This window comes from Campylobacter taeniopygiae, from assembly GCF_005406225.1.
GTDB classification, from domain to species: domain Bacteria; phylum Campylobacterota; class Campylobacteria; order Campylobacterales; family Campylobacteraceae; genus Campylobacter_D; species Campylobacter_D taeniopygiae.
Genome location: NZ_NXLY01000004.1, coordinates 43,715 through 66,520 on the forward strand (window position 1 = coordinate 43,715; position 22,806 = coordinate 66,520).

At 30.8% G+C, this 22,806-nt stretch carries 24 protein-coding genes; 2 read left to right on the plus strand and 22 right to left on the minus strand.

What is annotated here, in order from left to right:
• Positions 1 to 37: 37 nt before the first annotated feature.
• Complete coding sequence (gene cetC / locus CQA75_RS02710) at positions 38 to 532, minus strand: energy taxis response protein CetC (protein WP_137623526.1); 495 nt, start codon at positions 530 to 532, stop codon at positions 38 to 40.
• Between the two features lie 245 nt (positions 533 to 777).
• On the opposite strand from cetC, the gene CQA75_RS02715 reads away from it, so the two are divergent.
• The gene (locus tag CQA75_RS02715) at positions 778 to 2,154 is read left to right on the plus strand and encodes a cation:dicarboxylate symporter family transporter (RefSeq protein ID WP_137623527.1); all 1,377 of its coding nucleotides are present in this window, start codon (positions 778 to 780) and stop codon (positions 2,152 to 2,154) included.
• Here the strand turns inward: CQA75_RS02715 and CQA75_RS02720 are convergent.
• Positions 2,151 to 2,930, minus strand: a complete 780-nt coding sequence (locus CQA75_RS02720) for an inverse autotransporter beta domain-containing protein (protein ID WP_137623528.1) — start codon at positions 2,928 to 2,930, stop codon at positions 2,151 to 2,153. The genes CQA75_RS02715 and CQA75_RS02720 overlap by 4 nt on opposite strands.
• 150 nt (positions 2,931 to 3,080) lie before the next feature.
• Here CQA75_RS02720 and CQA75_RS02725 point away from each other — a divergent pair, with 150 nt between their 5' ends.
• Positions 3,081 to 4,607 (plus strand): inorganic phosphate transporter, encoded by a 1,527-nt coding sequence (locus CQA75_RS02725; RefSeq protein WP_137623529.1) that lies wholly within the window; start codon positions 3,081 to 3,083, stop codon positions 4,605 to 4,607.
• 43 nt (positions 4,608 to 4,650) lie between these two features.
• Here the strand turns inward: CQA75_RS02725 and CQA75_RS02730 are convergent, their stop codons facing one another.
• From CQA75_RS02730 to CQA75_RS02825, 20 genes are all read right to left on the minus strand, one after another.
• Positions 4,651 to 5,820 (minus strand): metal-dependent hydrolase, encoded by a 1,170-nt coding sequence (locus CQA75_RS02730; RefSeq protein WP_137623530.1) that lies wholly within the window; start codon positions 5,818 to 5,820, stop codon positions 4,651 to 4,653.
• Between the two features lie 8 nt (positions 5,821 to 5,828).
• Positions 5,829 to 6,725 (minus strand): NAD(P)H-dependent glycerol-3-phosphate dehydrogenase, encoded by an 897-nt coding sequence (locus CQA75_RS02735; protein ID WP_137623531.1) that lies wholly within the window; start codon positions 6,723 to 6,725, stop codon positions 5,829 to 5,831.
• The gene (gene gatB / locus CQA75_RS02740) at positions 6,725 to 8,143 is read right to left on the minus strand and encodes an Asp-tRNA(Asn)/Glu-tRNA(Gln) amidotransferase subunit GatB (RefSeq protein ID WP_137623532.1); all 1,419 of its coding nucleotides are present in this window, start codon (positions 8,141 to 8,143) and stop codon (positions 6,725 to 6,727) included. Before gatB ends, CQA75_RS02735 begins: the two co-directional genes overlap by 1 nt.
• A 92-nt stretch (positions 8,144 to 8,235) precedes the next feature.
• Positions 8,236 to 8,433 (minus strand): hypothetical protein, encoded by a 198-nt coding sequence (locus tag CQA75_RS02745; protein WP_137623533.1) that lies wholly within the window; start codon positions 8,431 to 8,433, stop codon positions 8,236 to 8,238.
• Entirely contained in the window at positions 8,430 to 9,110 is a 681-nt protein-coding gene (locus CQA75_RS02750; protein WP_137623534.1) for a F0F1 ATP synthase subunit A, read from the minus strand. Before CQA75_RS02750 ends, CQA75_RS02745 begins: the two co-directional genes overlap by 4 nt.
• Before the next feature lie 88 nt (positions 9,111 to 9,198).
• Positions 9,199 to 9,474 carry a hypothetical protein gene (locus tag CQA75_RS02755; protein ID WP_137623535.1) on the minus strand — a complete coding sequence of 92 codons (276 nt, stop codon included), beginning with the start codon at positions 9,472 to 9,474 and terminating at the stop codon, positions 9,199 to 9,201.
• Positions 9,458 to 9,841, minus strand: coding sequence for a flagellar export chaperone FliS (gene fliS / locus CQA75_RS02760; RefSeq protein ID WP_137623536.1), 384 nt, complete (start codon positions 9,839 to 9,841; stop codon positions 9,458 to 9,460). The genes CQA75_RS02755 and fliS overlap by 17 nt, the downstream gene beginning before the upstream one ends.
• A gap of 11 nt (positions 9,842 to 9,852) precedes the next feature.
• Entirely contained in the window at positions 9,853 to 11,844 is a 1,992-nt protein-coding gene (fliD, locus tag CQA75_RS02765; protein ID WP_137623537.1) for a flagellar filament capping protein FliD, read from the minus strand.
• A gap of 2 nt (positions 11,845 to 11,846) precedes the next feature.
• The gene (locus CQA75_RS02770; protein WP_137623538.1) at positions 11,847 to 12,209 is read right to left on the minus strand and encodes a FlaG family protein; all 363 of its coding nucleotides are present in this window, start codon (positions 12,207 to 12,209) and stop codon (positions 11,847 to 11,849) included.
• A 154-nt stretch (positions 12,210 to 12,363) separates the two neighbouring features.
• Positions 12,364 to 14,169: a menaquinone biosynthesis decarboxylase gene (locus tag CQA75_RS02775; RefSeq protein ID WP_137623539.1), complete on the minus strand. Its 1,806-nt coding sequence runs from the start codon at positions 14,167 to 14,169 to the stop codon at positions 12,364 to 12,366.
• Entirely contained in the window at positions 14,166 to 15,092 is a 927-nt protein-coding gene (hemC, locus tag CQA75_RS02780) for a hydroxymethylbilane synthase (RefSeq protein ID WP_137623540.1), read from the minus strand. Before hemC ends, CQA75_RS02775 begins: the two co-directional genes overlap by 4 nt.
• Positions 15,089 to 15,472, minus strand: coding sequence for an integral memnbrane protein (locus CQA75_RS02785; protein ID WP_137623541.1), 384 nt, complete (start codon positions 15,470 to 15,472; stop codon positions 15,089 to 15,091). The genes hemC and CQA75_RS02785 overlap by 4 nt, the downstream gene beginning before the upstream one ends.
• Positions 15,469 to 17,178 carry a proline--tRNA ligase gene (locus CQA75_RS02790; RefSeq protein WP_137623542.1) on the minus strand — a complete coding sequence of 570 codons (1,710 nt, stop codon included), beginning with the start codon at positions 17,176 to 17,178 and terminating at the stop codon, positions 15,469 to 15,471. Before CQA75_RS02790 ends, CQA75_RS02785 begins: the two co-directional genes overlap by 4 nt.
• Positions 17,165 to 18,460 carry a glutamyl-tRNA reductase gene (hemA, locus tag CQA75_RS02795; RefSeq protein ID WP_137623543.1) on the minus strand — a complete coding sequence of 432 codons (1,296 nt, stop codon included), beginning with the start codon at positions 18,458 to 18,460 and terminating at the stop codon, positions 17,165 to 17,167. The genes CQA75_RS02790 and hemA overlap by 14 nt, the downstream gene beginning before the upstream one ends.
• Positions 18,460 to 19,353 (minus strand): polyprenyl synthetase family protein, encoded by an 894-nt coding sequence (locus CQA75_RS02800; RefSeq protein WP_137623544.1) that lies wholly within the window; start codon positions 19,351 to 19,353, stop codon positions 18,460 to 18,462. Before CQA75_RS02800 ends, hemA begins: the two co-directional genes overlap by 1 nt.
• Before the next feature lie 18 nt (positions 19,354 to 19,371).
• Positions 19,372 to 19,902 (minus strand): exporting protein, encoded by a 531-nt coding sequence (locus CQA75_RS02805; RefSeq protein ID WP_137623545.1) that lies wholly within the window; start codon positions 19,900 to 19,902, stop codon positions 19,372 to 19,374.
• Positions 19,902 to 20,165, minus strand: a complete 264-nt coding sequence (locus CQA75_RS02810; RefSeq protein WP_137623546.1) for a DUF2018 family protein — start codon at positions 20,163 to 20,165, stop codon at positions 19,902 to 19,904. Before CQA75_RS02810 ends, CQA75_RS02805 begins: the two co-directional genes overlap by 1 nt.
• Positions 20,166 to 20,272: 107 nt before the next feature.
• Positions 20,273 to 20,833 (minus strand): 2-oxoacid:acceptor oxidoreductase family protein, encoded by a 561-nt coding sequence (locus tag CQA75_RS02815; RefSeq protein WP_137623547.1) that lies wholly within the window; start codon positions 20,831 to 20,833, stop codon positions 20,273 to 20,275.
• Entirely contained in the window at positions 20,830 to 21,675 is an 846-nt protein-coding gene (locus tag CQA75_RS02820) for a 2-oxoglutarate ferredoxin oxidoreductase subunit beta (protein ID WP_137623548.1), read from the minus strand. Before CQA75_RS02820 ends, CQA75_RS02815 begins: the two co-directional genes overlap by 4 nt.
• Positions 21,676 to 22,800 (minus strand): 2-oxoglutarate synthase subunit alpha, encoded by a 1,125-nt coding sequence (locus CQA75_RS02825; protein ID WP_137623549.1) that lies wholly within the window; start codon positions 22,798 to 22,800, stop codon positions 21,676 to 21,678.
• Positions 22,801 to 22,806 lie beyond the last annotated feature (6 nt).

Genomic DNA, 22,806 nt, shown 5'->3' on the forward strand with positions numbered 1-22,806 from the left:
TCTGATATATTCTACAATTATTAATATTAATTTGTCTTTAAATTTCATGCTGTAAATTAAAAATAAGTTCATTATAACTTATTTTATAAGAATTAACAATTTCCATTAAAGCTTTTACACCTGCTTGAATTCCACCTTTTTGTTCTTTTTCTCTTAAAATTTTATAAATTTCTTCTATCATAGGTAAAATTTTACGATTTGGAGCTCTGCGAACTGAATAATAATTAATAATATTACCATGTATGCCATAAGAAGGAGTTACATTAGTAAAAACCCAATAATACCTTCCATCTTTAGCTTTATTTTTAACAAAAGCAAAAATTTCATCGCCTCTTTGTATATAGTCCCATAGACATTTAAATACTGTTCTTGGCATATCTTCATGTCTTACGATACTATGGGGTCGATTTAATAACTCATCAATTGTATATCCTGCATATTTAGCAAAATCATTATTTGCATAAATAATATTCCCTCTAAGATCTGTTTTTGAAGTAATTAAAGCATTATTATCTACTATTATTTCTTCCATGACCCTAAACTCTTTCTATCACTTTTAAAAAAACTTAAAAACAGCATTGGGATTTTAAAATAACCACCAAAGCATTATTTAATCTATGCTAACATAAATATATTTAATTTATTATAAAATGAGAAATTACGTAACATTATAACCCAAATGATTTTTTGTAAAAGCCAAGAATTAAAATATTTAATTTCTATTTTATTCTTTGTTTGTTAAGATGTTACCAATTGAAATAAAATTAAGGAGTTTTTTTGGAAACTTTAAGTCAAACTTTTGCAGAGATAAAACCTCCCTTATACAAAAGAATCCTAAAAAGTTTAGGTTTTTGGGTAATTATAGGAATTATCGCCGGTGTTACACTTGGATATATTGATAAAGAATGGGCAATTGCAAGTAAGCCAGGTGTGGAATATTTTATAAAATCTTTAAAAGTTTTAATTGGACCTATTATATTTGTAACTTTAGTTTTAGGAATTATTAGCCTTGAAAGCTTAAAAAAGGTTGGAAGTATAGGAGCTAAGGCTGTGATATATTTTGAAGTTGTAAGCACCTTGGCTTTAGCTATAGGTATTTTTATGGCTAATATAATGCAACCAGGCCACGGGATGAATCTAAATCCGGATCAATTAGATACTCAAAGTGTGCAAAAATATATTTCACAAACAACAGAAATTAGCGCTGGTTCAGAGATTATGCATATTTTAAAAGATGCTATGCCAACCGATATTATTACTCCTTTTACCGAAGGAAAAACCATACAAGTTTTAGTGATTGCTATTGTTACGGCTTTAATTATTTCTTTAATGAGAACAGAAGATAAACAAGCCATTCAAAGAGTTTTAGAAGTTCTTCAAAATTTTGTTTTTAAAATTCTACAAATTATAATGTATTTTAGCCCTATTGCCGCTTTTTCAGCTATGGCTGTTTTAATTGCACAATATGGCATTGGCTCTTTGATTAACCTTGCTTATTTACTTTTAGTTATGCTAATTTCTTGTTTAGTATTTATATTTGGTATTTTAGGAATAATTTGTTATTTTGCTAAGGTTAATATATTTAAATTTATGAGATTTATAGCTCGTGAAGTTTTAATCGTCTTTGCAACAAGTTCAAGCGAATCTGCACTCGCTCCTTTGATGAGAAAATTAGAAAAAGCGGGTCTTTCTAAAGCTACCGTTGGACTTGTTTTACCAACAGGCTATAGTTTTAATCTTGATTGCACTAATATTTATCTAGCTATGAGTTTGATTTTTTTAGCACAGGCCTTCAATGTTAATCTAAGTCTAGCACATGAAATCAGTATTTTAATCGTTCTTATGATAGCCTCAAAAGGTGCTGTTGGAGTAACAGGATCAGGATTTATAGTTTTAGGTAGCACCCTAGCTGCTTTAGGAAATATGGAAATATCTGAAGCAAATGCTACCTTAGCAGAAGTTCTACCTGTTGCAGCCATAGGAATACTTCTAGGCGTTGATAAATTTATGTCAGAAATGAGAGCTGTGGGAAATCTTTGTGGAAATAGCGTTGCAGCCTTAATTGTTTCCATTTGGGATAAACAAATTGATTGGGAAAAATTCCGTTATGCTATGGATAATCCAGAGAAATTCCATAATGCAGGGATGAATTAATAAATTCTCTCCAAGAAATCATAACGATTGATTTCTTGGAAAATATTATCTTGTTTATGAAGTTGTCTTGAGAAACTTTTATCAAAACTAAAATTAAATCCGATTTGAACTGCGATATCATTTTCATTTGTATTAGCATTAAAAATGCGACGAGATATATTCAAATTTAAAATACTATAAGGAGAATAAATTAACTGGTAATTAGTTTTTTCTTCATCTTTGATCACATCAAATGTAAATTTATTATAAGCAGGATCAATAAAACTAATTCCTAATTGAAAACTTTTATTAATTTCATCTAAAACATAATAATTACTATAAGCTTTAACAAAGTCACCATAACCAAATTCGGCTCCAAAACTTTTAGCATTTTTTTGCTCTTCTTGTTTATCTACAAACCCATTAAAACCAAATAAAAAATTATCTTTTTTATAACGATTGATTAAGCCGCTAGAATAATTATACCCATCTTGAGCGATAAAAAGTTCTTTTTGAAATAATAAGGAATCATTTTCTCCTTCGTAAATTGAACTTAAATTTTTAACGCGGATATTTTCATTTTGAAAATCTAAAATACCATCGGTTGTATCAATACCATTTTCATTTTCTAAAGTATTTGATAATAAACTATTTAAAGCTTTTTGAAAATCTAAATTTTCCTCTTGAATTTTAGGAGCCTTTTTAACAGCTTGAAAATCAAATTGATGCCATGAACAATTTGTTTCACTTGCATTAAGTAAAGAAAATAAGAGAAATATACAAAAAGCATTTTTCATTGAATCAGCTTTTCCTAACTACATATTTAAGTTTAAAAATATTATAAAAAAATAAAATAAATACTATATCAACTCAAGATAAAATATTTGCAATTTTAAAATTATAAGGTATAATTAAAAGCAAACTTAAAAATTTAAAAAAGGGTTTTTATGCAAAAAGATAATATTATAGCTTTTGTTATATTTATCATAAGCGTTGCGGCTTTTATTATTTGGGGATTTGGTTATATATCTCAACACCAATTAATACTTTTTATACTCGCCTCGATTTTTGGTATATTTATGGCTTTCAATATTGGTGGTAATGATGTTGCTAACTCTTTTGGGACAAGCGTTGGAGCTAAAACAGTTACTATAAAACAAGCTCTTCTTATTGCTGCAGTTTTTGAATTAAGCGGAGCTATTTTTGCAGGTGCAGAGGTTACTCAAACCATACGTAGCGGGATTGTAGTTTTTCCTAAAGAATTTAATCCTATGCTTTTTGTTTCCATTATGCTAGCCGCTCTTCTTAGCTCTGGACTTTGGATCTTTATAGCCACTAAAAAAGGTTTGCCAGTATCAACCACGCATAGTATAGTAGGTGGAATTGTCGGCGCAAGTATCATGATGGGGCTTTTAAAATTCGATGGTTCTCAAACTCTTTCTATGGTTAAATGGAGTGAAATTGTAAGAATTGTTATATCTTGGATTGCTTCTCCTTTGCTTGGAGGATTGGTTGCTTATTTGATTTATTCTTACATTGATAAAAAAATACTCAAACCTTCTGAAAAACTAAGTGAAGATTTAAAAAATATAAAAAAAGAAAAAAGAAAATTTAAAGAAAATTATTTTCTAAATCTTAAAAATAAATCAACTGAAGAACAAATCAAAGAACTCTCAGCAATTGCTCTAGATGATGAAGAGCAAGAAAATAATTTTTACAAAAATAAAATTAAAGAATTTAAAGAAAGAGAAAAGAATATAGATATATATTCTGTCTTAAAAACTCACATGCCTATAGTTGCATGTATCAGTGCAGCAATCATTGCAGCGATGTTTTTATTTAAAGGCTTGAATAATGTAAGCACTTTAGATATTTTACAAAATTTTTGGATTATGGGAATTTTAGGAATAATTAGCTATGTTATAACATTTGCTATTGTAAAAATTGTCAAGAAAAATGAGTTAAACAAAACAACCGACAGACTTTTTTCATGGTTTCAAATTTTTACCGCTTCAAGTTTTGCTTTCTCTCATGGAGCCAATGATATAGCTAATGCTATTGGGCCTTTTGCGGCAATTTTAGATGTTCTTAAAAATGCTACCATTAATGCTAATTCACCTATACCTTTTGCAGCAATGGCTATGTTTGGAGTTGCTTTAGTTGCTGGTCTTTGGTTTTTAGGAAAAGAAGTGATCGCTACAGTAGGATCAAAATTAGCCACCATTAAGCCAACTACAGGCTTTAGTGCAGAACTTGGTGCTAGTATTGTTATACTTTTAGCGACTCAATTTGGAATTCCGGTAAGCTCTACTCATATTTTAATTGGTGCGATCTTAGGCATTGGTGTGTATAATAAAAATGCAAATTGGGCTTTAATGAAACCGATAGGCTTAGCATGGATCATCACTTTACCAGCTGCAGGAATTATGGCTGCGATTATATTCTTAGGATTTAAATTTATTTTAGCAATTTAATAAATTGCTAAAATAAAAATTTATTATTTAAAACTAATATTGATTAAAGTTTTGCACCTTTAATTATATGCATTTTAACTTTTGCAAATAATTTATCATTATTATAAAGAGGACTCTTTGGAGTAGAAATTTCTTCATTTTCATCAACAAGTATCAAATTAGCATCTTTTCCTACTTCAATAACTCCGGCATTTAAACCTAACAATTCACTAGCATTTTTACTGGTAAAATTACAAAGTTCTTTCCAAGTTAAAAAACTATTTTTGATGAAAAAAGTATAACAAAGACTTATAAAATCAGATATTCCATCAATTCCAAAAGCCGCTTCATCGAAAGCCAAATCTTTCAAAGAAGAAGATTTAGGGCTATGCATGGAAGTTAAAAATTGAATTTTTCCCTCTTTTAAAAAAGTTCTTAAAGATTCTTTATCTTGGGTACTTCTTAAAGGAGGGTTTAGTTTAGCTGCTGTATTAAAATTTTCACAAGCACTATCATCTTTGATCAAATGATGAATACTCACTAGCTTAAGATCATCTTTATCTAAAATTTCAATAGATCTTTTAAGACTCAATAAATCAAAAACAATCTTAACTCCATAAAATTGAGCAATTTCCTTCATCTTTGCCACTTCGCTTGTTTCAGCAACTAAACTCATTCCTATAAGACCTAAATTAAAGCTAGTTTCGCAATCATTCATCACCCCTCTATCATCAAAATCACTATCATTGCAACGAGTAAAAACGAAACTATCTTTCATTAAAGCATATTGCATAACTACGCGTAAAATATTCGTATCGCTAGAACTTTTAAGCTCTAAAGCATTAGCTCCTTTATTTAAAAGTGTGGCTAAATTTTTAATTTTTCCTTGAGAATCTAAAGCACGTATATTTGGAAAAATTTTTATTTTTTTAGAATTTAGATTTTGTAAAAAAAGTGAAAAAATCTCTTCATCAAAATCCATACAATCACGCAAGACAACAGCGCTAAAACCATTTTCTATACACTCTTGTTCTAAAGATGATAAATGATCTAAGGAAAATTTATCGTCTTTTAAACTAACGCCTAAATCTACAAAAGAAGGTAATAAAGTCATTCCTTTAGCGTCTAAAATTTCATCGCCTTCTAAGTTAGTATCTATTTTTGCGATTTTTCCATTTTGAATTAAAACATCTTGTAATTCTTGACCATAAATTTTAGCATTTTTAATAAGCATTTTAACTCCTATTTTTTAGCTTTTAATAGTTCCTGCACTGCTTTTTTTACATCTTTTCCTTGTAAAATTTGTACAACTTCACGCACTATAGGCGTATAAATCTGATTTTTTAAAGCTATTTTTTCTATAGCATAAGCTGTTTTAACTCCTTCAGCGACTTCACCTAGATCTTTTAAAATATCATCTAATTTTTGATTTTTAGAAAGTGCTAAACCTACACGATAATTTCTAGAAAGCTGACTTGAAGCAGTTAAAAACAAATCTCCTGCGCCGCTAAGCCCTAAAAAAGTTTCTTCTTTCGCTCCAAAAAAATTTCCAAAACGATGCATTTCTATAAGTCCCCTTGAAATAAGTGATGCTCTTGCATTATTACCCAAGTTTAAACCATCGCTCACTCCACTAGCAATAGCTAAAACATTCTTATAAGCTCCACAAATTTCTGCACCCCTTACATCATTGCCTACATAAGTTTTTATAAAATCAGGGAAAAAAGCTGCAAATTCTTCACAAATTTTAAGATTAAAACCACTAATGACTAAAGCACAAGGCAATTTCTCCTCAACCTCTGCTGCAAATGAAGGGCCACTTAAAACGCATACTTGATCTTGACTGACAAATTCTAAAAAAATTTCATCTAAAAATTTACAAGTTGAAGTTTCTATCCCTTTGGAAGCGATTAAAATTTTTTGGCCTTGATTTTTAAAATGTTCTTTAAGCCACTTATGAATTCCTTGAGAACTTAAAGCAAAAACGAGATAATCGCATTTTAAAGCAGTATCTAAATCAACAAAATGAGTTAAATTCCGCTGCGAACGAGAAGTGATTAGGCAAGTATTTTTAACATTGAAAGCATGGTATAAAGCATTGCCCCATTTTCCCGCTCCAATAACTGCAATTTTACTCATTAACCTAGCTTTGATTTTAAGATTTCATTCACTTTTGAAGGATTAAAGGCTCCTTTACCCTCTTTCATCACTTGACCTACAAAAAACCCAAAAAGCTTATCTTTACCGCTTTTATATTCTGCAACTTTATCATCATTTTCTTTTAAAATTTTTTCAATCACTGCTTCAATTGCAGAATCATCACTTACTTGTTTTAAGCCTAATTTATCAATGGCTTCATCAATGTTTATTTGAGTATTTTCAAACACATAGGCTAAAACCTCTTTACCTGCTTTAGCACTAATAACGCCTTCTTCTATGCGTTTTATTAGATTTCCAAGTTTTTGTGCATCTACTGGAGAATTTTCTATAGTTAATTCTCCCTTTAAGAGTCCCATTAGTTCTGTATTTAGCCAATTAACACAAAGTTTAGGATTTAATTTTTGAGTAATTAAATTTTCAAAAAAACGACTCATCTCAAGCGAACTAATAAGAACTTCTGCATCACTCTCTTTAATGCCTAATTCTTGCATATAACGTTTTTTCTTTTCATCAGGCAATTCTGGAATTTTAAGTTCTAAAAATTCATCTTTAAGCAAGACTGGCAAAAGATCAGGATCTGGAAAATAACGGTATTCTGCAGCTTCTTCTTTTCCTCTCATTGAGCGAGTGGTTAAGCTACTTGTATCAAAAAGTCTTGTTTCTTGAACGACTTCTTTTTCATAGGTTCCATCTTCCCAAGCCTCACTTTGACGCTTCACTTCATAATCGATCGCTTTTTGTATAAAACGAAAAGAGTTAAGATTTTTAATTTCAACCCTTGTATAAAGTTTAGTATCTCCTTTAGGACGAATACTCACGTTTGCATCACATCTAAAACTTCCTTCTTGCATATTTGCATCTGAAATATCTAAAAAACGTATGATAGAATGAAGTTTTTTAAGATAAGCGACCGCTTCATCACTGCTTCTTAATTCAGGTTCGCTTACAATCTCAAGCAAAGGAGTTCCTGCACGATTTAAATCCACTTTTGAAAAATTGCTTTCATGGATGTTTTTTCCTGCATCTTCTTCCAAATGTGCCCTAGTAATACCTATACGTTTATTTTCTCCATTTACATTAATAAAAAGTTCCCCATTTTCCACTATAGGAATATCAAATTGAGAAATTTGATAAGCCTTAGGTAAATCAGGATAAAAATAATTTTTACGATTAAAAACACTTTTTTTATTGATAGTGGCATTTACAGCTTTTCCAAAAAAAATCGCTTTTTTAACTGCTTCTTCATTTAAAACAGGTAAAGCACCTGGCAAAGCTAAGCAAGTAGGACAAACATTAGTATTAGGAGTTTCCCCAAAAGAAGTTGCACAAGAGCAAAAAATCTTTGTTTTAGTATTAAGTTGGGTATGAACTTCAAGTCCTATAACTACTTCAAACATTAAATTTCCTTGATACTTAAATTATCTTTGGCATTATTTTAACATTATTTTCTTTCAAAATGACTTTAAAAAATAAAAAGTAAGATTAAATATTAATGAGAAGTATTATTTAACTTATTTTTAAGTTGGTAATTTTCTATCAGTAAAATAAAAATTAGAGTTAAAAGCAAACCCGGAGTAAGCCCTAGGCATAAATATATATAAGAATTAAATTTAAGAAACATCAAAAATGCACCAAAAAGCATTAAAGCTAAGGATGCACCTTTGAAAAATTCTAAAATATAAATCAATGATCTTCCTCTATCTTAACAGCACCTGCTAAATACACATAGGTTAAAATCATAAAAATAAAGGCTTGTAAAAATGCCATAAAAGTTAAAAGTACGTAAGCAGGAAGTGGTGCCACATAAGGAACAAGAGCTAAGATAACCATTAAAAATAAATCATCGCCTTTGATATTACCAAAAAGACGAAAAGATAAAGAAATCACTCGAGAAAAATGAGAAACAATTTCAATTGGAAACATCAAAGGAGCTAGAAATTTAATAGGTCCCATGAAATGAGAAAAATATTTCACCACGCCTTGAGTTCTTATTCCTTCAAAATGATAATAAACAAAAACAATAATAGCCAAAGATAAAGTTAAATTTAAACTTGCTGTTGGTGAATGAAAACCAGGGATAATACCTATAACATTACTAAAAAATATAATAATACCCAAAGTAGCCACTAAAGGAAGGTATTTTCTAGCACTTTTTTCATCTCCTAAAGTATCACGCCCCATAGAAAGAACGCCTTCTAAAAAAGCTTCTCCTAAATTTTGCAAACCACGAGGGATAAATTGCATAGAACTAGTAGCTCTATAAGCAATGATTACTGCGATAAAAGCCACTAAGCCTAAATGAAAAAAATAAGAAAAAGTATGACTTGAATCAAATAAAGAACTGAATAAAAATAAATCTTTCATAATTTCCTCAGAATTTTTTATAAAAGCTTATTCTAGCACTGTCTTGCTTATAATTTAATGAAAATAAATTTTATTTTAATCCTTAAAATTAAGAATTAAAATATTTTAAAGCTTTTTGAAATTTTTGAATATCATGAGCTTTATTGTCTTTTTTTGCTATGATTAAATTTGTAGCTTCTTGCAATAAAGCTTGAATTTGAATTAAAGTATCATTTATATTTTCTCTAAGCTCGTCATCATTTTTGGATTTTTTTGCTGCGTTGATTGCAAAGCCTTTTAGATCTAAATCATCTAAAAGGCTTTCTAAATTTTCTATATTTTCTTGTATTAAAGCGAGTTTAAAATCATCAAGCCATTTCTTCATTGCTATGCACATCTCTCCAAGCTTCCAATAAGCCTTTGGTTACATTGATAACCTCATCGATTCTTGCTTCATTATTTTCTAAATTTGCCAAAGATAGAAGTTGAATTTCTCTCGTATAAAGCCCACTTAAATAATGTGCCACTTCTCCGCCTTTTTCATAATCTAAGGTGTTGATTAGTTCTATAAAGATAGCTGTAGTTCTTTTAATAAAATAAACTCTTTGCTCTATATCTTCATTTTTAATAGCTACTTTAGCTCTAGCACAAAAACGTAAAATGCCCTCATAGAGCATTTCAATCAATTTTTGAGAAGATTCTATCCCTACTTGATTTTGGGAATAAGCATTATAAGCTAAACTATTTTGCATCGATCTTTTCCTTAATTATTTGAATTATTTGCAGCATTAATCATATTTGTAACTGTGGTTAATTGCTGATTAAGTTTATTTAAAATACTTTCATATTGCAACCACTGATTTGCCATAGTATCATATCTTGCATCAATCATATCTTGAGCTGATTTTTTTGACTCATTTAGAGATTTAGTATCATTAGTCAAACTTTCATCATATTTAGTTAATGAACCATTTGTTCCTGTCATTCCTTGAAGAGTTGCCTTAAGTTGAGAAAAAATACCCTTACCTTCGATAGGCTTTGCAGCAATCGTTGTCTCGCTTAAACCAAACATCTTAAGAAATTCTTTATCTCCTTTGATAGCAAAATCAGATCCACCATCGCCGCTAAAATTAAGTTTAAAACCTTTTTCATTATTTTTATCATATTCTTCAACTTTAACTTTTAATCCATCAATATTAAGACTATTGATATGACTGGCCAAATTTTTAAGCATTTCTTCTTCAGTGTTACCTGTAAGTACAAAATTTGTCCCATCTGTTGTTTTTGATAAATCATAGGTTTGACCATTATAAACTATGCTAAATTTTCCAGATTCGAATTTAATCCCTTGATTTTCTTCTCCATCTCTTGTTTCAGCATCTTCTTTAGTTAAATATTTATCTAAACTACCTTTTTTAATCAAATCTCCAGTATGAGAAATATCTTGATATTGCGTGATACCTGAAAAAAAGCTTTCCGCAAAATCAGGATTTTCTTTTACCTTGCTTTCAAATTTAGAGGAATCAAAGCTTAAAGTTCCAGCATCATTTAAAGTTAAACCAAAATCTTGCATAGAAAGCATAACCGTAGTACTAACTTTATTACCATTTTCATCTTCAACAGTTCCACTAACTGATTGAGAATCAAATAAAGCTGAAATGATACTTGAGCGTATAGAATTAACTTCAGTTACACCTTGTAAAGTTCCTTTAGTTCCTGTTTCAGCATTGTAATCTGTTGCAGCATTAAGATTGGTTACTAAATCATTATAAGCATCAACTAATTCTTGCATAGCTTTAGTTACAGCTTCATTATCTTGCTGAACATCAAAATCAATTTCTCCTGTTTTATTTAAAGTCAAAGTTAAACCAACGCCTAGATCGGTTACGGTATTGCTTTGACGTATCATTTTGATTCCATCAAGGGTAAATTCAGCATTTTGTGCTTTTTGTATATGTAAAGGATTATCTTTATCATCCTTAATGCCATATCCTTTGAAAGTTTCTGGATCAAGAGTAAGAACATAGTTTTCACCATCTCTACCCGCAGTATCCGATAAAGGTTTATCTAACTCCCATCCAAGATTTGAAAAAAGTTTAGAGGCATTTTGATCAACTACATATCTTCCTTTATCATCTTTATATCCATCAAAGAAACTAATAGCACTATCTTCTCCGGTTTCTTTACTGGTTAAGGTTAAACGATAAGGAGCATCTTTTTCTCCCGTATTTACAATCTTTGCAACGATCTCACCACCCGTAGCTTCATTGATCTTATCGGCTAAGTCCCTATAGGTTGTGTTTTTATTATAAGTAATAGTATATTGCTTTCCATTTTGCATAAGAGTAAAAGAAGCATCACCCTCTAAGTTAGAATCAACATAACCTCCATCGTTTGCCAAACCTTTACTTTGATAAACATCTTTTTGTGCGAGTTGAGTTACATTGATCTTCATACTTTGTAAAGATACCCCACTATCAGCAGTTAAACTTGCTGGAGGATTTGTAGTCACACTCGCACTTACTTTTCTCTTTGCAAAAGCTGTTGCATCCGCCAAAGAAGAAACTGCGGTTTGGAATGTAAGCAATTTTGTTTTTATTTCAGTTAAATCTTTTTGTTTAGTTGTATTTTCTTCGATTTTTTTTGTATAAGGATCTACTCTAGCTTTTTCCTCTGCCTGTTTTAACTTATCCAAAGTATCTTGAGTTAAAACTCCAGATCCAAAACCCAAACTTGATAAACTACCTAACGCCATTTTCAACTCTCCTTATCAAAAATCATACCGATTACATCTTTAAAATATTCTGCTAATCTCATAGCCTCTTCACTAGGAATTTTACGAATTTCTCTTCCTGTGCTTTTTTCAGTTACGCTGATATACATTGAACCGGTTTTATCACTATAACCAAAACGAACATTGGTATCCAAAGAATCCATTTGTTCATTTAATTTTTTCGTAACATCTGCTAATTTATCATTCAAATTTTGCTGATTATCATCGCCTCCTTGGCTTTGTTTTTCAGCGTGAATATCCGAACTAGCTTTTTGCGCCTTATCTGTTCTTTGACTCATTTGAGTCAAAACCATATCCATTTTTTCATTTGCCTTCGAAATTTCCATTTTAAAATCCTTTTTAAAATTTCTTCTATTGCTAGTTAAACTCTACATCGGCAAAAAAATAATTTTATGAATACTTTTTTAATAAAAATTTTAAAATTTTTACTTAATTTTTTATAAGCAAAAAGTGTGCCAAGTAAAAACAAACTTATTTTTCTTAACCCATAATTTCAAATTTTTTAAATAACTGCGGATCATTATCTAAAATATTACGCAAAATTAGATCTTTTATAACATTTTCATTGCAATCAGTTTGCCGAGGCCAAGCTCTTGTATAACCTTCAGTTTCATTTTTAGCACTCGCATCAATAGCCAATCTATCCTCTTTTATAAATAAATCTCTTTTTGCATCGATATTATTTACTACTCGCCACACTAACATGTATGGATTTTCTAATTTATTGTTTGTATCTAAAAAGACTAAAATTCTAAAATGCTTTTTAAATTTCAATAATCTTTCAAAAACTTGAGAATTTCTTTCTTTTTTATCAAGTAAAATACAAACTATAGGACTTTTACATTCTTTATAAAACTGCTTTAAAGCAAAAAGCTCTACTTCAGAATTAAAAAGTTCAAATAATTTTTCATCCTCTAAAATTTCAAGCTCTTCTATCTCATTTTTATCACAAGCATCAAGTCCTGCTTTTCCACCAAAACAAGAATTAGGCGACGCATGATCAAGCTGATCGCAAATTCCTTCGCTTATAAGTAATTTTTGCACACAAAAACGATTGAGAATATAAGGAATTAACGCATCATAATCATCTAAACTAGGCGCATCTTTATCAACAAAAATCGCATGTTTAACAAAACTCATTTGCCCCACACCCCACAAAGCATGCATGATCTGCTGTGCATGTGCGGGGTATTTTGTATCAATTTTAGCTAAAATTAGATTGTGAAAAACTCCATTTTCAGGCATTTTATAATCGATCAAATCCGGAACAGAAGTTTGCAAAAGAGGCAAGAAAATACGTTCAGTTCCAAGCCCCATAATCCTATCCTCTAAAGGAGGCTTTCCTACAACGGTTGCTTGATAAATCGCGTCTTTTTTAGCATAAATTTTTTCAACTTTCATGACAGGAAAAAGTTCTGCAGGAGTATAAAAACCCGTATGGTCGCCAAAAGGACCTTCTATTTTAAATTCCTCCAAATCCACATAACCCTCTATAACAATATCGCTATCAAAAGGGACAAAAACACCATTATTGCAAGGTGTCAATTTAGCGGGAGTTTTTTTGATAAAACCATAAAGTAAAAGTTCAAAAATTCCTTTTGGTAGTGGAGCTTGAGAACACCAAATATAAAGTGGATCTCCACCAATAGCTACACTAACAGGCATTTTTTTAAAACCTGCTTTTTTATACTCATGATAAAAATTAGCACCATCTTTATGGATTTGCCAATGCATTAAAAGTTCATTTTCACCGCTTACTTGCAAACGATACATTCCAAGATTATTTTGAGTTTTATCTAAATTATGAGTATAAACTTGCCCCATAGTGATAAATTTACCTGCATCATCCTCCCAAGTTTTAAGTATAGGAAGCTCTTTAAGAGAATTTAAAATTTCATAATTATAAAGTGCCTTATTTACGCCTAATCTTTTAGGTGGAACATTTTTAAAACTCAATAAATTCATAAAAAAATCAATTTTGGCTCTAAAATTAGTAGGAATATGAAGTTTGGTTAATTTTGAAATTTCATCAGCCACTTCATTAAAATCTCTTCCAAAGGCTAAATTTAAAGCTTTTTGATTGCAAAAAGTATTCATTAAAACCGGAAATTTGTATTTTTTTTCTAATTTTTTATCAACAGGATTTTTAAAAAGCAAAGCCTTACCATTTTCTTCTTTTTTTGCCTCAATATAAGCTAAATGTGCGATTTCAAGATCTACATCCACAGGCTCTTCGATAATTTTTAATAAATTATTTTCCTTTAAAACTTGGATAAAATTTTTCATATCATATCCTCTGCTTTTTTTAATAGTTCTTTAGCTCCTTTGCTTATAAATTCTTTGGCTAAAATTTCACCAAATCCTTTAAATTCATTTTTCTTGATCATTCTCTTATCTTTTAAAATTTCACTCCCATCAGGCAAACCAAGTATAGCACGGACACAAATCATATCTTCATTAAGTTCAGCATTGATCCCTATAGGAACTTGACATCCACCCTCTAAAGTAGCGATAAATTCTCTCTCTATAGTCGTTTCTATTAAAGTATTTTCATCATTTAAACATTTTAATAAATTTAAAATTTTTACATCTTCAATACTCTCTATACCTAAAGCACCTTGAGAGGCTGCAGGAATGAGTTCATCCTTGCTAAATTCATAGATAAAATTAACCTCTTTGTCTAATTCCAAACGTTTAATACCTGCTAAAGCAAGTATAATAGCATCAAAATCACCTTTTTTTAATTTTTCTATGCGAGAATTTACATTTCCACGTAGAGAAATAATCTCTAAATCAGGCCTTAATAACAAAAGTTGCATTTTTCGCCTAAGACTTGTAGTGCCTATTTTTGCTCCTTTGGGTAAAGAGAGAAAATTTTCATATTTTTGACTCAACATGGCATCATTACTTTTTTCTCTTTTGCTAACTGCTGCTAAAACCAAACCTTTTGGAAAAAAACTCGGGACATCTTTTAAACTATGCACCGCTAAATGCGCTTCATTTCTAAGCATACTCTCTTCAAGTTCTTTTGTAAAAAGCCCCTTACCACCAATCTTAGCCAAAGGAGAATCAAGTAAAATATCCCCTTTTGTTTTAAACCCTTGCAATACAACATCTATATTGTGTTGATTTTTTAAAATTTGCGCGATGTGCTCACTTTGCCAAAGAGCTAAAGCGCTTTTTCTTGTGGCTATGATTAATTGATTCATTTTCCATCCTCTATAATTTCAACATCAATGATTTCTTCACTCGAATTTCGATTTTGTTTATGGGTATATTTTGTTTTAGTAGCTATTTTAAAAAAAATGCCAAATAAAAAAACCAAAAACCCTAAAAAACTTGTTAAAACCCCTGGAAAAACAAGTAAAAACCCAGCAATAACAAAAGAAAATTGTGTTAGCATATTTTTAAAGCCTAAAATTTGAAATTCAAGTATATTTTTCCAAAAAACCCCTAAAAGTATTACACCAAATATCATACTTGCTAAAATAAAAATTAAAAAATTTCCAAAACCAAAAAAGACGATAAATAATAGACTAAAAATAATTTCTACAGCAAATAAAGGACTTAATTTAAGCTTATAACTCATAATATTTTCTTTTTTATAATTTCTACAATATGTTCTGTTTTAATCACTTCTTTGCTTAGATTTTTTCTTTGTATGAGTTCTATTTCATTGTTTTGCAATCCTTTGCCGATCACTAAGGCATAAGGAAAACCCATTAATTCAAAATCATTCATTTTCACACCAAAACGTTCATTTCTATCATCAAGCAAAACTTCGATACCCAAATCTTGCAATTGATGATAAATTTGATGTGCAAATTGACAAGCTTCTTCATCTTTTATATTTGAAATGATGATATCGATAACAAAAGGAGCCAAAGTTTGATTCCAAATACAACCTTTTTCATCATGACTAGCTTCAATAGCAACAGCTACTAAACGAGAAACTCCAATTCCATAACATCCCATATAAAATGCTTGAGTTTTTCCATTTTCATCTAAAAAATGCGCATTCATAGCCTTAGAATATTTTTGTCCTAATTTAAAAATATGCCCTACCTCTATACCTTTACTTTTTCTTAGCTTTGCACCACATTTTAAGCAACAATCATTTTCTTTAACCTCTACTAAATCCTTAAAACGATCTTTATTGAGATTAACAACATCAATTCCTACCAAATGATAATCTTTTTCATTAGCTCCAATAATCATTTGTTTTTCATTTTCAAGCTCTTGATCAAGATAAAAATCTATATCTTTTAGGCCTACAAATCCAATAAAACCAGGAACTAATCCCGCATTAAGTAACTCACTTTCATCCGCATCAATAAGCTCTAAAGCCTTACAAGCATTTTGCGCTTTAACCTCTTGCAAATCATCACATCCACGTATAAAAAATACAACCAATTTACTTTCATTCTCGTAAATAGCTTTTTTTACAACCGCCTTAACAGTATAAAATTCATCGATCCTAAAAAAATCAGCCAATTCTTTAATACTTTTAATATTAGGGGTGTGAAATTTACTCGCATAACTGGCTTCTGGACGCTCTTTATCACAAGTTTTTTTAGCTCTTGTTGCTGCTTCAATGTTCGCAGCATAATCACAATTTTCACAAAGCAAGATATCATCTTCCCCATTTTTTGCCAAAACCATAAATTCTTTAGAGCCGCTTCCACCTATTGCTCCACTATCAGCCTCAACAGCCCTAAAATCAAATCCCATTCTTTTTAAGATACGAGAATAAGTTTCATACATCAAATCAAATTCACGTGTCAAATCTTCTTCATTTTTATGAAAGCTATAACCATCCTTCATTAAAAATTCTCTACATCTTAAAAGCCCGAAACGCGGACGCGCTTCATCTCTAAATTTCCAACCGATTTGATACAAATGCAAAGGAAGTTGCTTATAGCTTGTAATTTTATTTTTCACCAAAGAAACCATCGCTTCTTCATGAGTTGGCCCTAAAACAAAATCATTTTCTTTTCTATCTTTAAAACGCAAAAGTTCTTTTCCAAAAACATTATAACGCCCACTTTCCTGCCACAAACTAGCTGGAGTAACAAAACTAAGATTTACTTCCTGTGCGCCAGCTTTGTCCATTTCTTCTTTAACTATGGCACGAATTTTGTCTAAAACTCTTTTCCCTAAAGGCAAAAAATTATAAAGCCCACTACCAATTTGTTCAACAAAACCAGATCGAACTAAAAAAATATGACTTGGCAAACTTGCATCTTTAGGCGTTTCTTTTGTGCTTGGTGCATATAATTGACTAAATTTCATCATTATTCTCCATGTTAAAATCGCATTTGTATTGATTTAAACCCTCAAGATTATTTTTCAAATCAAAAACATAACGCATAGCATTAATCACTGTATCGCTTTGAATTTTTCCTTGAAGGTGTTTTAAATTTACAGTTGGATTGTGTAAAAAAGCTTTAAAAACTTGATGGATCAGTTTTCTTGCTTCATTCTTATCTGAATGTTTTAAGTAACCTTTCTTTAAAGCAATGTCAAGTTGTTTATCTGCACACTCTTTTGCTTTTAAACGTATAGCTTTAATAATTGGATTTAAAGCCAAATCATTTAAATATCTAAAAAAATCCGATGTTTCTTGCCCTATAATGCTATAAGCCATACGTGCTTCATTCTCCCTTAAGGCTAAATTTTTTTGGACAACAGCTTGTAGATCATCAACGGCAAAAACAAAAATTTTATCATTTTCTTTAATATCAATATCACGTGGCACTGCAATATCAAAAAAATATCTTTTATGAGGAACTTCTTCGATTAAAGCATTAGTAATAATAGCATGAGTCGCATTAGTAGCTGAAAAAAAGAGTTCATACTGGTTTAAATACAATTTTAAATTTTCCAAACTATCGTATTGATGCAAACCCTCTAATTTTTCACAAAGTAATTTAGCCTTTTGCATATCGCGATTTAAAATAATAATCTTAGCTCCACCAGCAATCAAATGCTTAGCTGCAAGTTCAGCCATTTCTCCAGCTCCTATAACCACAGCCTTTTTTTGACTTAAATCTAAAAGTTCCTTTGCTTTAGCCACAGCAACACTAGCAACTGAAATAGGATTTTTTGAAATTTGAGTTTCTGTTCGGACTTTAGCAGCACACTTAAAAGCACAATGCAATGCCCTTGAAATATGAGTTTTACAAAATTCATTCTTTAGAGAAAATGAAAAAGCATCTTTAATTTGTCCTGCAATTTGAGTTTCACCCACAACAAGACTATCTAAAGAACTTGCTACTGAAAAAAGATGGTGTATCGCTCCGCTATCCTCAAATATATCAGCTTTTTTTAGTAACTCATCCTGATTGACACCACATAACAAAGCTAAAGTTTTAATAATATATTCTGAACAAGCATTTTTAACAAAAGCAATAATCTCCACACGATTACAGGTACTAATTATCAAACTTTCTTCAATATTTTCATGTGCATTAATCATGCGTAAAAATTCATACTTTTTTGTTTCATCTGTAAAACTTAATTTTTCCCTTAAAAAAAGATCGGTATTTTTATGAGTAAAAGAAACGCAATAATACATTAAAAATTCCTATCTATCATTGCTTTAACAATATCTTTTAATTTTTGATTAGAATATTCTTCTATAGCATCAATTGCTCTTTTGGCGTATTCTTTAACCTCCAAAATTGATTTTTCCAAAATTTCTTTTTCTTTAAATTGAGTATTTATCCATATTTTTTCTTGCTCGTTTAAATCTTTTTTAAACATTGATTTTAATTGTTTTTTTCCTTCTTCATCTAAACTTTCAAAAAGATATATATAAGGCAAAGTAACCTTTCCTTCTTTAAAATCTGCCATAGAAGGTTTTCCTAGTGTTTTTTCATCTCCTTTAATATCTAAAATATCATCAATCATCTGAAAAGCAAGTCCTAAATTTTTTCCATATTCTCCAAAAGATTTTTCATCCAAACCAGCTAAAATAGCTCCGCATCTTGCACTCGCTTCAATTAAAACTGCTGTTTTATTATAAATCATACTTAGATATTTATCTTTATCGGTGTTAAAATCCTGACTTAAATTAACATCCATAAGCTCACCTATAGAAAGCTTGACAACTGCATCAGAAATAATGTTTGCAAATTGAGTGTTCATTTGACTTAATTCATAAAAAGCTTTAGAGTATAAAATATCTCCTAGCATTAAAGCATTTTTTGTCCCAAATTCTGAATTAACGGATTTTACCCCTCTTCTTAACTCGCTCTCATCAATAATATCATCATGCAGCAAACTTGCTAAATGTATAAGCTCAATAGTCGCACAAATGCTTATTGCCTCTTTACTTTCCCCTGAAATGGCTAAAAGTAATTTAGAACGCAATTTCTTCCCTGATTTAACATGCAAAAGCATTTCTAATATAGGTTGATAATTTAGCTCTTTTAAAAATTTTTGTATCAAATCATCTATTACTTGCACACTCAATTCCTTTTTTTGCTATTTATCCCAACTTGTCAATGGTTTAACTTGTGGTTGGTTAAGATCGATCATAGGGACAACTTGATTATTTTGCGGTGGATTTGGAAGTGGTGTTTTTCTCGGATCTAAAAATTCTACCATCACACGAGACTCCTTATCTTCAATATACACTGTAAAAGTTGCTAAACCCTTATTATAACCACTAAATTCTAAAATAAGCCTTGCTCTATCTATATGTGGATTTGTATAATCAGGAATTAAAGTTTGAGTAACCCAATCTAAATTTCTTCGCAAACTCATCACAAATTGCCTTGGATATTTACGAAATTTAGATTGAACGATGATGTTTGTATTATCAAATAAAGTCCAATAAAAATCAAAATTTTGAACCTTATCCTCATAACCAACTTCTTTAATTTGCACACTTGCTCTTTGATCTTTTTTAAGAACAAATTTATAAGTATATTCAAAGACTGGAGCCGCGTTTAAATGACTCTCGCACGCCAAAATAAATAATAAGACAAAAAATAATTTTAACAATCTTTGCATTAACCCTCATGTCCTAAAATTTGGGCACCCAAATCTATGTAAATATCATCTAATCTCTGTTTAATTAAATCTCCATTTTCAAGTATAAAATTTTTAACATCTATTTCATTTAAGCCTTGTTTCTCTAAAAGCTCAATCATACTTATATATTCAGCAAAAAAATTTTCAAATACTTTTTCTAAGGCTCCCAAATTACCATTTTGTATGATTTCTAAAAATTTTTCTTTAGGGGTTTTATTAAACATTTCATCAAAGATATCCATTATTTTCCTTGAAAATAGTAAGTTTTTGATTATAAAATTTTAATCGTTAAAAGTAGCTAAATTACAAAATTTTTAATTAATAAAATTTGGGGTAAAACCCCAAAAAACTATAATTGAACAGACTTACTCTCTTTGGCGTATTTAACACCCAAATCAAAAGCTTTTGAATTCGCATCGCGAGTTTTTGGTGGAACCATATGTAACATTGTTTCTTTTAAAACATCCAAATCAATACATTTACTCATATAAGCAGCAATGGCTAAAGCTACAACAGATTGCGTTGCAACATTCCCTACCTCATCTTTAGCTATAGTAATAATTGGAATTTCAAAAATCTGCCATCTTTTATAATCTTCATTTTCAGGATGTACCAAATTAGGTTCTACAACAATAATCCCTCCTTCTTTTACACCACTACGAAAACCCTTATAGCCCTTATCAGCAGTTGAAAGCATAAAATCAACTTCTCCTTCTACAGCATAAGGAAAAAGAATTTCTTTATCATCTATAATAATATCTACTTTTGTAGGACCTCCTCTTACTTGAGAAGTATAAGTTGATGCTTTAAAAGCCTGACGTCCTTCTTTAATTGCCGCTTCAGCTAAAATTTCTCCTGCAGTGATCACTCCTTGTCCGCCTTCACCGCCAAATCTTAATTGATATTTCATTTTAAAGCTCCTAAATCAACCATTCTTTTTTCTTTGGCTGCACGACGCACTTCTTCATAAGCTTGACAATATTCTGGTTGAGAATTATCTTCATGTAAAACCCCAATTGGAAATTTATCTTTTCTTTCTTCAAAATCCATACTTTCAAATTTAGCTTTTTCTACAACACGATTTTTAATCCAATCAAGCATTGCAGTTGCTTCTCCCATTTTATTTTTTCTTCCTAGATTGATATGACAATTTGAAAAAACATCAACAAAGCTATAACCTTTGTGCGCTAAAGCTTTATAGATTAAATTTTCAAGCTTATTTGCCTCTATCACATTTCCTCTTGCAACAAATGAAGCTCCTGCAGCTTTTGTTAATTCACAAGCATCAAAATTTGGATCAATATTTCCAAATTGCGCAGTTACGGTATAAAAACCTTTTGGTGTGGTTGGAGAAGTTTGCGAATTTGTAAGACCATAGATAAAATTATTGATCACTATATGTGTTAAATCTATATTTCTACGACAACCATGTATAGTGTGGTTTCCACCAATTGCTAAAGTATCACCATCTCCACTGACCACAATTACATGTTTGGTTGGATTTGCTAATTTTATTCCCGTTGCATAAGCAATAGCTCTACCATGTGTAGTATGCACAGTATTGCAATTGACATAAGAACTCATCCTGCCACTACAACCAATCCCTGAAACAAGACATACATCATCCATGCTCCAACCAAGTTTTTCAATTGCACGGATAATACATTTTAAAACAACACCATCTCCACAACCCCAACACCATTGAGTTGGAAGTTTATCAGTTCTTAAATATTCATCATAATTAAATGCCATTTATATATTCTCCTTCACTTTAGCAATAATTTCACTAGGGGTGATAGGACGGCCATTTGCACGATGCAAACTGATAAAATCACGGCGTAAGCTCACCCTTTCAATCTCTTCAAGATATTGACCCATATTTAATTCCGTAACCATAACTTTTTCAAATTGACTCACCACTTTAGCTATTTTTTTCTCCGCTACAGGATAAAGAGTGATAGGACGAAAAAGACCTACTTTAATTCCTTCTTCCCTAAGTCTTTGGATGGCTTCTTTTACTGATCGACTTACGCTTCCATAAGCTATGATTAAAAATTCAGCATCATCAAGCATGTACTCTTCATAAGTACAAATATCTTCACGATTGTTATTAATTTTACCCATAAGTCGCTCTATATTTTTTTTCACTATGGTGCCATCTTCTGTTGGAAAACCAATATCACCATGATGAAGTCCTGTTACATGATAACGATAACCTGTAAAAAAAGGATTAAGCGTTGCAGCTTCATTTTCACCAGCCGCATAAGGTTTATAATCTTTCTTATCGCCTTCAAATTTTTTGCGATTATAAATTTTAATATCTTTTAAATCAGGTAATATCGCTTTACCATTCATATGCCCTACTGTTTCATCCATGAGTAAAAATACAGGTGTCATATATTTTTCAGCCAAATTAAAAGCTCTAATAGTTTCTAAATAAGCCTCTTCAAGCGAAGCAGGTGCAATAGCTATGCTTGCAAAATCCCCATGAGTTGGAGCCTTTGCTTGAAACAAATCCCCTTGCGCTACGCGAGTTGGTAAGCCCGTTGAAGGCCCCCCACGCATAACATTGACTATCACTAGTGGAATTTCAGCTATAAATGCAAGTCCGATTTGTTCTGCTTTTAAAGAAATTCCTGGGCCACTACTTGCTGTCATAGCTTTTACCCCACTCATTGCCGCACCAATAACAACGCTTATCCCTGAAATTTCATCTTCCATTTGTATAAAAGTTCCATCATTAGCTGGGAGTAGATGACTTAACTCATGGGCAATCTCACTACTTGGTGTAATAGGATATCCTCCAAAAAACTTGCAACCACAATCAATGGCAGCCTGCGCAATTAAAACATTACCTGTTGCTATAATTTCTCTCATTATTTT

What these genes read in the sequence shown, in the direction of transcription:
- CQA75_RS02805 (WP_137623545.1), bottom strand. Translation starts at nt 19,902, where the DNA reads ATGCAAAGATTGTTAAAATTATTTTTTGTCTTATTATTTATTTTGGCG.
- CQA75_RS02755 (WP_137623535.1), bottom strand. Translation starts at nt 9,474, where the DNA reads ATGAAGAAATGGCTTGATGATTTTAAACTCGCTTTAATACAAGAAAAT.
- CQA75_RS02770 (WP_137623538.1), bottom strand. Translation starts at nt 12,209, where the DNA reads ATGGAAATTTCGAAGGCAAATGAAAAAATGGATATGGTTTTGACTCAA.
- CQA75_RS02810 (WP_137623546.1), bottom strand. Translation starts at nt 20,165, where the DNA reads ATGGATATCTTTGATGAAATGTTTAATAAAACCCCTAAAGAAAAATTT.
- CQA75_RS02725 (WP_137623529.1), top strand. Translation starts at nt 3,081, where the DNA reads ATGCAAAAAGATAATATTATAGCTTTTGTTATATTTATCATAAGCGTT.
- CQA75_RS02750 (WP_137623534.1), bottom strand. Translation starts at nt 9,110, where the DNA reads ATGAAAGATTTATTTTTATTCAGTTCTTTATTTGATTCAAGTCATACT.
- fliS (WP_137623536.1), bottom strand. Translation starts at nt 9,841, where the DNA reads ATGCAAAATAGTTTAGCTTATAATGCTTATTCCCAAAATCAAGTAGGG.
- CQA75_RS02815 (WP_137623547.1), bottom strand. Translation starts at nt 20,833, where the DNA reads ATGAAATATCAATTAAGATTTGGCGGTGAAGGCGGACAAGGAGTGATC.
- CQA75_RS02820 (WP_137623548.1), bottom strand. Translation starts at nt 21,675, where the DNA reads ATGGCATTTAATTATGATGAATATTTAAGAACTGATAAACTTCCAACT.
- fliD (WP_137623537.1), bottom strand. Translation starts at nt 11,844, where the DNA reads ATGGCGTTAGGTAGTTTATCAAGTTTGGGTTTTGGATCTGGAGTTTTA.
- CQA75_RS02785 (WP_137623541.1), bottom strand. Translation starts at nt 15,472, where the DNA reads ATGAGTTATAAGCTTAAATTAAGTCCTTTATTTGCTGTAGAAATTATT.
- CQA75_RS02720 (WP_137623528.1), bottom strand. Translation starts at nt 2,930, where the DNA reads ATGAAAAATGCTTTTTGTATATTTCTCTTATTTTCTTTACTTAATGCA.
- CQA75_RS02730 (WP_137623530.1), bottom strand. Translation starts at nt 5,820, where the DNA reads ATGCTTATTAAAAATGCTAAAATTTATGGTCAAGAATTACAAGATGTT.
- hemC (WP_137623540.1), bottom strand. Translation starts at nt 15,092, where the DNA reads ATGAATCAATTAATCATAGCCACAAGAAAAAGCGCTTTAGCTCTTTGG.
- CQA75_RS02775 (WP_137623539.1), bottom strand. Translation starts at nt 14,169, where the DNA reads ATGAAAAATTTTATCCAAGTTTTAAAGGAAAATAATTTATTAAAAATT.
- gatB (WP_137623532.1), bottom strand. Translation starts at nt 8,143, where the DNA reads ATGTTTGAAGTAGTTATAGGACTTGAAGTTCATACCCAACTTAATACT.
- CQA75_RS02825 (WP_137623549.1), bottom strand. Translation starts at nt 22,800, where the DNA reads ATGAGAGAAATTATAGCAACAGGTAATGTTTTAATTGCGCAGGCTGCC.
- CQA75_RS02790 (WP_137623542.1), bottom strand. Translation starts at nt 17,178, where the DNA reads ATGATGAAATTTAGTCAATTATATGCACCAAGCACAAAAGAAACGCCT.
- CQA75_RS02735 (WP_137623531.1), bottom strand. Translation starts at nt 6,725, where the DNA reads ATGAGTAAAATTGCAGTTATTGGAGCGGGAAAATGGGGCAATGCTTTA.
- hemA (WP_137623543.1), bottom strand. Translation starts at nt 18,460, where the DNA reads ATGTATTATTGCGTTTCTTTTACTCATAAAAATACCGATCTTTTTTTA.
- cetC (WP_137623526.1), bottom strand. Translation starts at nt 532, where the DNA reads ATGGAAGAAATAATAGTAGATAATAATGCTTTAATTACTTCAAAAACA.